The 2,306-nt window shown below is 72.5% G+C and carries 2 protein-coding genes; both read right to left on the bottom strand.

Annotated features, from left to right (window positions below; genetic code table 11):
- A partial coding sequence (locus ACY0I8_RS17805; protein ID WP_461395812.1) for a DUF6063 family protein occupies positions 1 to 659 on the bottom strand: 659 nt, incomplete at its 3' end.
- Positions 649 to 2,274: a hypothetical protein gene (locus tag ACY0I8_RS17800; RefSeq protein WP_461395811.1), complete on the bottom strand. Its 1,626-nt coding sequence runs from the start codon at positions 2,272 to 2,274 to the stop codon at positions 649 to 651. The genes ACY0I8_RS17800 and ACY0I8_RS17805, both read right to left, overlap by 11 nt.
- Positions 2,275 to 2,306: the final 32 nt, after the last annotated feature.

The raw sequence follows: 2,306 nt of genomic DNA, 5'->3' as shown, positions 1-2,306 counted from the left end.
TGGGCCTTGAGCTTCTCGGTCGGGTAGATCCGGGCGTTCTGGCCCAGGGTCTTCTCCCGGTGCACCAGGCCCTGGGCCTCCAGGAAGATCACGGCCGACTGGATCACCCCGTACCGGGTGGAGCGCTGGCCCTTGCCCTCCTTGAACTTGTCGCGCCGGAGCCAGTCGAGGCAGGGGCCGAACACCCGGGTGCCCACGGCCTCCTCCAGGGCGGCCGCCCGGGCCTCGCCCCGCTCCACCACGGCCCGGGCCTTGCGGGTCAGGAACTCCTCCAGGTCGAACACCTCCACGTAGTCGAAGTCGGGCACCCGGAAGTTCCCCGACCGGAAGAAGAGCGCCAGGAGCCCCAGGATCACCAGGTACACGGCGCCGGTGCGGTCGCCGAACCGGGCCTGGAGGTCGCTGAACCGAAACCCGATCTCCCGGTTCTCCGGGTTCGGGGAGAGGTCCACCCGGTTCCGGCCCCGGAGCACCCGCACGTCGAACTCCTCCTCCAGCACGGCGAGCACCTCGGCCACCCCCGCGTCGGCCAGCACGGCCGTGAGGAGTTCGGGGTCGCGCTCGGTGATCTCGCCGTGCACCAGGAGCCGCCGGAAGGCCCTGAGCGCCGTGCGGATCGCGCTCAGGGGCAGGGTTTCGCCGCGTTCGTCAGGCGCCATGGGCCACCTCGTCGGCCGCCGGGGCGGCCACCAACTCGAACCGGAGCCGCCGGATCCGGTTCCCGTCCCACTCGAACCACCCCTCCCCGGCCTCGGTGCGCAGGGCCTCGAACCGGCCCCAGCCGGGCTCCTCGGCCACCAGCCGGTCGAAGGCTTCCCGGGTCTCGGCGCCCCGGAGCCCCACCTCGTGCCGGTTGTGGAGCCACAGCAGAAACCGCAGGAACCCCCGGGCCTCGGCCCCGTCCATGTCCATGAGGCACACGGGCTCCTCGGCCACCACCCGGCCGTCGGCGTCGGTCACGGGCCGGGCCGGGGCGTCGTGGGCCGCCAGGCCGTCGAGGTCGCCCCGGCCGTCGGGCCGGGCGGCCAGGTAGGAGAGGAGCGCCCGCAGGTGGGTCACGAGCCGCTCGGTGCGCCGGCGTTCCAGGGCGGTCCACTCCGGGTCGGCCCAGGGGTCCTCCAGGAACGACTCCCCGGGGGCGTCCCGGCTTCGCTCGACCGGGGGGAACATCTGGGCCAGGTGGAACCACCGCCGGGCCCGGGGCCCGAGCACCGGCCCGAGGAACCGGTGCACCTCGGGGAGCCGCAGATCCTTCCCCAGCACCCGGTCGAGCACCTCGGCCTCCATGGGGAGCCGCCGAAGGGTCGGGGCGAAGGTGAGGAGCCCGAGCTTCAGCCGCCGGAACTCCCGGCGCAGCTCGGTGTTGAGGCCGAACAGGAGGTTGTGCCGGTCCACCACCCGGGCCGTGCCGGCCCTTAGGTCCCGGAGCGCCGCCAGGTTCTCCTGGACCACCGGGTCCTTGGGCCCCCGCCGGTTCCACTGGCGAAGGAGCGAGCGCATCTGGGACTCGATGAGGTCCCGGATGCGGGCGAAGTGGTCCTTCTCCTCCCGCAGCCGTTCGGCCACCACGGTGCCGAAGTACTCCACCTCGTCGGCCGAGACCTCGGCCGGGTTCGACCGGAGCTTCCCCCGGAGTTCCCGGTGGGCTTCGAGGGCCCGGGTGATCTTGAGAAGCAGGGTCTCCACCACCCGGCCGGCCTCGGCGTAGCAGCCCCTCTTGACCTGGTGCTCCAGAAACAGGCGCTCCATGTCGGTGTCGAGGGCGCCGTACACCTCCTTGAGCCGGAAGAAGAGGTCGATGCCGGCCGGGGTCAGCTTGATCTTGTAGGCGCCCCGCTCCCGGGCCGCCTCGGCCTCCAGGATCCGGAACGCGTGGGTCACGGTGCGGCCCGCGGCGTAGTCGAAGAACTCGGCCCGGAAGATCTCGCCGGAGTTCTGGAGCTCGTTGAGCACCCGGTCCACCAGGGCCTCGGCCTCGGGCCTACCCACCGGCCGGCCCTCGGCCTGGGACTGGGCCACCACCAGGGGGGCCAGGGCGTCGAGGATCTCCCGGTGGGTGGCCCCGCCCCGGCCCGTGAGCATGCACTCGCACACGTGGGCCAAAATCGCCATGGCCACGCTGAACCCCCGGTTCCCCTCGGCGATGTCGTCGCCGTAGAACCGGGACAGAAGGCGCAGCACGGGGTGGAACACCAGCACCGAGCGGCACCGGTCGGCGTGGTCCGAGAGGTAAGGATGGCGGCGGAGGATCTCGTCGGGCGTCACGCCCGTCACGGTAGGGGGTTTCGGCGCCGAGCGTCAAGCCC

It is taken from the genome of Deferrisoma sp. (assembly GCF_054681715.1).
The sequence above is the reverse complement of the archived record's forward strand: the minus strand, read 5'-3'. Positions and strand labels throughout refer to the sequence as shown.